Source organism: Polynucleobacter sp. 15G-AUS-farblos, assembly GCF_018882445.1.
GTDB lineage: Bacteria > Pseudomonadota > Gammaproteobacteria > Burkholderiales > Burkholderiaceae > Polynucleobacter.
The window spans coordinates 1-7,795 of record NZ_JACVOM010000008.1 but is presented as its reverse complement, the minus strand read 5'-3'; the positions used below and the strand labels follow the sequence as shown (position 1 = coordinate 7,795).

4 protein-coding genes are annotated in these 7,795 nt (G+C 43.8%); all 4 read right to left on the bottom strand.

Annotated elements, in window-relative coordinates; genetic code table 11:
• Positions 1-2,483: AMP-binding protein (locus ICN41_RS11155; RefSeq protein ID WP_216293002.1), on the bottom strand; the 2,483-nt coding region annotated here is incomplete at its 3' end.
• 91 nt (positions 2,484-2,574) lie between these two features.
• Positions 2,575-3,480, bottom strand: coding sequence for a cupin-like domain-containing protein (locus ICN41_RS11150; protein WP_216293001.1), 906 nt, complete (start codon positions 3,478-3,480; stop codon positions 2,575-2,577).
• Between the two features lie 17 nt (positions 3,481-3,497).
• Positions 3,498-4,301: a phytanoyl-CoA dioxygenase family protein gene (locus ICN41_RS11145; protein WP_216293000.1), complete on the bottom strand. Its 804-nt coding sequence runs from the start codon at positions 4,299-4,301 to the stop codon at positions 3,498-3,500.
• 18 nt (positions 4,302-4,319) lie between these two features.
• On the bottom strand, positions 4,320-7,795 hold a 3,476-nt coding region (locus ICN41_RS11140), incomplete at its 5' end, for an amino acid adenylation domain-containing protein (protein ID WP_216292999.1).

The window sequence follows — 7,795 nt, the reverse complement described above, 5'->3', positions numbered from 1 at the left end:
CCCACCACGCCAGTAGGCACCGGCTCTAAGTTGGCATCTAGAACATAGAGTTGGGTGTTCCAGATGGGGTAGCCAATGGGGGGTGTACGATGACCATCGCTTGCTTGACACTGCCAATAGCTGACATGGATCGCTGCTTCAGTGGGGCCATATAAATCTAGTAATTGTCTATTTGGTAATACCTTAAATACTTTACTTTGCGTTGTCCCGCTGAGCGCTTCTCCGCTGGTGATAATTTTTTGCAAGGATTGACAGCGATTACGGTTGATTCCTTCTAAAAAAACATCTAGCATGCCAGCAACAAAATGAATTGCGGTAATCTGTTGTTCATCAATTATTTGTTCTAGGTAGCCAATATCCTTATAGGTAGTTTGCTTAGCGATTACCAGGGTTGCACCACTCATGAGAGTGAGGAACCATTCAAATACTGCTACATCAAAACCAATCCCGGTTTTTTGGAGGACTCGATCTGTTGGATGAAGTTGTACAAACTCTTGTATCCACCTCATGTGGTTCACAATACCCTGATGATGATTGAACACCCCCTTAGGCTTACCAGTACTCCCAGAGGTATAGATCAGGTAGGCTAGGTTCAGTGGTAGCAGTGGCGCTACTAACTCACTGTCTTGTATTGGCGCAGCCGAGTAAGTCGCTAGCTCAGCTGCTTGGGCTAAAAGATCAATCACCGCAGGTATCGCTGCTGGGCTTGATGCGAGCTTAGCTAGTTGCAGCTCATCACTAATTAAGGCTAGAGCACCGCTATCGGCTAACATGAACTCTAGGCGCTCACTTGGATACTCTGGATCTAAAGGCAGGTAAGCTGCTCCGGCTTTTAAGATCCCTAGCATGGCCACAATCATCTGGGGTGAGCGCTCTAACAAAATGGCCACAATCTGATCAGGACCAATTTGCCTACTAATGAGATAACGGGCTAACTGATTGGCTTGCTCATCTAACTGAGCATAGGTGAGCTGCTCAATACTGCCACTAGCACTCTCATAGACTAGCGCAGTAGCACTAGGACTCTTAGCCACTTGGGCAGCAAATAAGCTGGGTAGGTTAAAAAGCGCAGGTGCTTGTAAATCCAGATCAACTACTGGACCAGCAGAACTGGCAATGAGCGCAGTACGTTCAGAAAGGGTAGTTAGTGGCAAGCTGTGCACTGGCAACTGGGGGTTAGCCACTAAGTGCGTCAGTAACTGCGTAAAGCTCTTGACCCAAGCTTGCACACTCGCTGGTGCAAATAAGTCAGCATCATACTCAAAGCTACCAAGCAGGGTGCCTGCAGGGGTGAGGTTGAGATACAAGGTCACATCAAACTTGGCCGTAGGCAGACCAACTTCTTGAACCTGACAGACCAAATCACCCAAAGCAAAATCTTGTGCACTTTGTGCCTGAAAGGCAAGCATTGCCTGAAACACCGGTGTATGTAGTAAAGAGCGTGCTACCCCTAACTCTTCTAATAAGCGCTCAAACGGTAGATCTTGATCGACTAAAGCAGCCTCTACACTTGCTTTTGCTCTACGAATCAGTTCAGTACCAGTGCACTGACCAGCAATCGATAAGGGCAGGGCTAAGGTGTTGAGTAAAAATCCAATCAAGCCTTCAGTTTCTACTCGATTGCGTCCTGCTACTGGCGAGCCAATCACCACTTCTGCTTGATTGGCTAAGCGCGCTAAGCTAGCACCATAGCCAGCATAGATAACAGTAAATAAGGTAGTGCGTTCTTGACGAGCCAAGGCTTGTAAGGATTGCGTCAGTTCACTATCTAGTTCAACTGCAACATATCCAGCCCGATGCGCACGCTCTGCGACTCTAGGGTAATCTAGAGCTAAGGTCAGTAACTCTGGAGCATTGGCTAGGCGTTCTTTAGCCCGTGCGATTTTGGCTTGTAGGCCTTGAACTGGAGAAGACTTTTGCCAAGCGGCCCAATCACTATATTGAATCGGTAAAGGCTCCCAAGTAGGCTCTTGCTCATGGACGTAAGCGCTGTAGGCTTCATTGAGCTCTTGGGCTAGTACGTTGCGTGAAGGACCATCCCCCGCCTGATGATGCATCGTCAGTAATAGCACTGAATGATCTTGACTAAGCAAAATCAGCTGTGCTCGTAAAGAATAGTCTTGTCCTAGATTGAAAGGTTTTGCTGCCTCAGCTTGGATCAGTTGATCGAGCTGCGTTTCACAAGCCGTAGGATCATTAAGAGCTAAGCGACTTAGATCTGTTACAGCAATAAAGTGCTGAGCAAGTGGAGGTGGCAATAAAGTGCCAACTGCCGTCCCCTCTACTGACTCATTCATGACAGTGCGTAAACTTTCATGACGAGTAATGATCGCTACTAAGGCTTTTTCCAGGGAGGGAATATCCGGACGCCCGTTAATCTGGATATTGCTTAATAAGTTGTAGGCAGCAGAATTACCATCAACCCTATCTAAGGTCCACAGACGCTCTTGACCATATGATAGGGTAACGATAGGTAAATTCATTTTAAATTAGTGAGATTGAAAGCAATTGATACTGCCTCACATCTCAAATCAAGAATGGCGAGGAATAAATTACTGGAAAATCGAGAGCTGATTACTTTATTGTTTTTGACATTAACTTAGACAGTATGTAGAACGCTCCGGCTCTAGGCGCAAGAGCAATTCTCCATACGGGGGCTACTTTCCAAAACCGATTCACTGATGCAATGTAATCGTCACCTAGTGCTTCAACTTCATGCCACCATCCCAATGGAATATAAAGTGTTTCACCTTCGTTCAGAATCACGTTTTGACGTTCAGCCAAAGCTTTGCGAAGATTTGGAAAGGTTTTAAAATCTGGTTTATCGATATACGGTTGGCTAAAAGTAGGTGGTAATCCGGAGTTAATCTTAAATGGATATAAGCTACTTGATAGGCCGGGCCTGAAGAGGGAGACTTTTTTAGAACCTCGAAATTGCGATAAGGTCCCATCTAGCCCATCAAAATGAAGTGGTTCAATGTGACCGGAGGGCCCCATCCATAAATTGACATCATTGGGCTCTTCTTTTTGTAATCCAGTACGCTCGGCAATTAGGTCTATTCCTGGGCCGATGACAGATCGTAAGGGAGTATTTCCCATCTCCACTAGTGCAAGATACATATGCTCTTGTTTTGCAACACCGTTCAATAAGAGATCACAATAATCTTTAATCTTACGAATTTGCATCTCGCAATACTTCTTCCATTCTGTTTTTGGACGGGTAAATCTAAGCGCCCCATAATTTCGTACTGGAACTTCGTGATCACCCACTAATGCAACTACGGTCTCAATTTGAAGGGGGGCGGCTTTTCCAAGTGCGCCAGTAATGATGACTGGCTTACCTGGACGCTGAAATTCATGATGAAATCGCTTGGGGGTAAGGTCATCAATGGAGACTCGTGGCACCTCTAGAGAAGCAGACTGGTCATTTTTCAAAAATGTATCAATTTGAATATCAATTCTTCCATCAAAGTTCTGCATAACAAGGTGCTTTTTAGTTAGTCAATTAATTCGTAAGTTAGGGGGGATAATTCTGATCGATCACGATTATTTAAAAATTCAGGCCTTTTTTCTTGATCAGCATCGTGAGGAGCATTGTGGGTAGCGTTATAGGTGAAGATGGCAATGCGCCTTTGGAATGGAGAAAGATTGCTAGGAGAGGCATGAACAATATTTCCATGGAACCATAAAACTGTCCCCTTTTTTCCTTTAGCAGAATAAATACCGCCCGCATCCACATATTGCGAAACCAAATCGGCATTGACTTGATAACTTAGAGCAGCACTTACGTCAGCTTCCCAGCCAGATTTGAGATCTGAAGTTTTATCTGCTTCAATGACACCATGTTTATGGGAGCCAGGGATAAAGTAAAGAGGGCCATTAAATTCAGTGATGTCATCTAAGAAGACCATCACACTGACAATTGCATCTTTTTGGATTTGATCTTCATTGCGCCAGTAAATATAGTCTTGATGCCAAGGCCACTGCTCACCATTAAATGGCGCCTTGAGATTAATTTTAAGTTGGTGCAGATACACCGGCCCATCTAAAATTTGACGAGCTGGCTCAATAAATGCAGGTGAGCGAATGAAATTATTAAAGAAGGGGTCGTATAGGTGGCAGCCATGAAACGCACGATAGCTTTGTCCGTGCTTTTCGAGGACATGTCCAGGATAGTCTTTTGAGGAGAATTCCTTGAGTCGAGCTTCGATTGTATTGAGATCTTCTGGATTGAGTGCATCGTCAATCGAAACGAATCCCATTCTTTCAAAATCTGCTAATTGAGTATTGGTTAATTTCATGATTCAATATTTATTGATCTAAACAATTAATTCGGTATCAGAGGACTCGGCTAAATAGGCTCCCAAATAATCCCGTAACTGTTGTACGGATTTTGGTTGCCAAAGCATGTTTGAGTGCTTTGCATCCACTTCAAGTTTCAAGACTTTTCCACGAGTAAAAATGCTCCAATCAAATACTGAAGGGTCATCCGGTAATGGATCTTGTAAGGCCCTTATAAGAAGGATAGAGGCATTGCAGGGCCGCTTTTTATGATTTGCTATTTGTTTGCTAGATTGGAGTGAATTTTCTAAGAGCTTCATGAACCAGGAAAGTGGGGTGAGGGCTGGAATGGCGCCTACTTTGATTAACCCATCCCGCGCCGCAATAATCAGCTCTGAATTGTCTAAAGAGGCCTTATGAGCGTCAATGCCAAGATCTTGGGCGATTCCTCTCAAGAGCGAAGTGGTTCTTTCCTCATCTGAGCGCGTATCAAGTTGGCCATTCTCTTCTTTGGCTGAAGTATCTAAGAGTGCCAATATATCGACTTTTTCTCCCTGGGATTCCAAAATACAGGCCATTTCTTGAGCAATGACTCCGCCCATCGACATTCCAATGAGGTGATATGGCCCCTTTTCTTGCACTTGCCGAATAGCTTTTACATACTCTTCCGCCATTTCAGAGATGGTGTCGTGGGGTTTTTCATCCTCGCCTAGCCCGCGAGCTTGCAAAGCCCAAACAGGACGCTCAGGCCCCAGTGCTTGAGCAAGGTTGGTGTAAACGCTGCCATTACCGCCTGCGGGATGAATGCAGAAAAATGGCGCCATTTTTCCTGTTTTCCGAATGGGCATTAATGGTGAATAAGCAATCTTCTCGTTGGAGTCTAGGAGTAGACCTAATTCTGCAGGAGTTGGGCACTCAAAAAGGGTGCGCATTGGTAAATCTTTACCGGTGATATTGCGGATTTTAGAGAGTAATTTGATCGCCAGCAATGAATGTCCGCCAATATTGAAAAAATTGTCATCGCAACTGACTAAGTCGGCACCAGTAAATTCACGGAATAAGTTGCAAATCATTTCTTCAGCCGGAGTGATTGGTGCCTTATAGGCTTTTTTCAGAACTCGCTCCCCTGGTTTTGGTAATGAGCGTCGATCTAGTTTTCCGTTGGGTGTTAATGGAAGACGATCTAGTAACACAAAAGTATCGGGCACCATGTAGTTCGGTAGGGTAGCAGCTAATTGATTTCTGAGTAAGTTGATTAAGTCAATTTCAATGTATTTCTTCAATGGATCATTGCTTAGATTTGAAGGAGTTTTCAAGCCTTCTGGTAACCAGTTTTTAAGAGTCGTATCTGGATATTCAAAAAGGGCATGTACTTCACCTAATTCACTCATTGACCAAACGATTCTGGCTCTTAAATTAAATTCATCTGCTAAGGCATAAAGCACATCTGGATCTATTGCTGTCTCAGCTGCTCGCTTGGAAAGTTTAGTTAATTGCGACACCGTACCATCAAAGGTATTGATTTGACTTGCTGCCCAGACATCTGCAGCAATCCGTTGATTGGGGATACCTTTAAATTCAATACTTTCTCCCAACTTCAATTTTTTTAATTCTGATTTTATTCTTTCAAGCGAAGTCCATTTAAGGGAGGAAGTTGGAGTAATGGGGGTAGGGTCAGCCCCTCGAATGATGGAGACGTCATAACGCCATTTAGACATTTCATTATCAAAAGTCCCTCGTTTTATCTGTATGTCTGCAACACTATTTACATTCGCTTGATTGACAAAACTTCTGAATACATAGGGATCAACCAGTAGCTCTCGATCAGTGCGAACTTTTTCATCAACCCTCTGGGCAACCATATTTACTTTTTCATCGCCATTTGCTTGAAATAGCTCTACTGAGCTCCAAAATACTTGGTGATGAGATAAAGAACGGACATCGCCAATAAAGACTGATCCCATGGTAGCTTTTATTGCATGCTCAAGTACCCTGTGTAAATAATCTAAGCCCGGGAAGTATTGAATGACTGAATTGACAATGACTGAGTCAAATTGAGGATCTTTAAACATAGGCATTTCATCAGCCATACGATGCTCTACGATGACGTTCTTTAAATGTCGCTCATCGATGATTTTTTGTAATTTGCGAATGGATTCCTTAGAGATGTCTGTGCCGTAATAGCTGCTTAGTATAGGCAAGAGCTTCCAAAGAATGAGACCTGAGCCACTTCCAATTTCCCATACTTTGTTGGGTTTTAATGCTTGAATACGTTTGAGAGTTTCTTCTTGCCAACTCAGCATTTGCTCATCAGGGATAATTTCCCGGTTATAGCTGCTAATCCAGATGCTGATGTCAAAATCAATTTCCGCATTCTGTGCAATGCGATAGTTTGTGTCGTAAAGCTCTTCCCACTCATTTTGAATTTCAGCTTCTGCAATTTCTCGCTTGGCTGTTATTTCATTCGCATTAGTATCGATTGCAAAATAAGCTACCAATTGTGCTGGATTATTGGGTTTTGGCTGAATGACTGTTACTGCTTGCTTCACCCCTGGAAAATTTAAAATTGACGTATCAATTTCTCCCATTTCAATCCGGTGTCCACGGATCTTGACTTGATCATCTGCGCGTCCTAAGAACTCAAGTGCGCCATCAAGCCGCCTTCTGGCTAGATCACCAGTACGGTACATCCGACTACCGAGGGCTCCAAAAGGACAAGCAATAAAGCGTTCAGCGCTTAAACCAGGACGTCCTAAGTAACCCCTTGCTAAACCCATCCCCGCAATATAAAGCTCACCCACCACGCCAGTAGGTACCGGCTCTAAGTTGGCATCTAGAACATAGAGTTGATAACCTGCTAGAGGTTTACCTATCGATGTAGCTTCGCTAGAATCGATTGCATCAAGCTCTTGAACTAAATGTGAGCTTGCCCAGATGGTAGCTTCAGTAGGACCATATAAATTTAATACATCACCAATTCGACGAAGCCTTTTCGCCAGTCTTTTGGGTAAGGCCTCTCCACCAATTAATACTTTTATTTTTTGATCAATTTTTTCTTCTAGCATTAACTCCCACAAGGAGGGGGTTGCTTGAACATAAGCAATTTGATATTTTTTGATAGCTGCATTTATTTTTCCTGGATTTTTTGTGCTATCAGAATCCAGTAAGACGACTTTAGCACCCTGTATTAACGGTTCAAAAATTTCTAGACCTGCAATATCAAAACCAATGGTTGTAAGTGCTAATAAATTGTCTGTTTCAACAATCCCCAATTCATTTTGAACGGATTGCAAAAATAAGCATAAAGCTTCGTGAACGACTCCCACCCCCTTAGGCTTACCAGTACTCCCAGAGGTATAGATCAGGTAGGCTAGGTTCAGTGGTAGCAGTGGCGCTACTAACTCACTGTCTTGTATTGGCGCAGCCGAGTAAGTCGCTAGCTCAGCTGCTTGGGCTAAAAGATCAATCACCGCAGGTATCGCTGCTGGGCTTGATGCGAGCTTAGCTAGTTGCA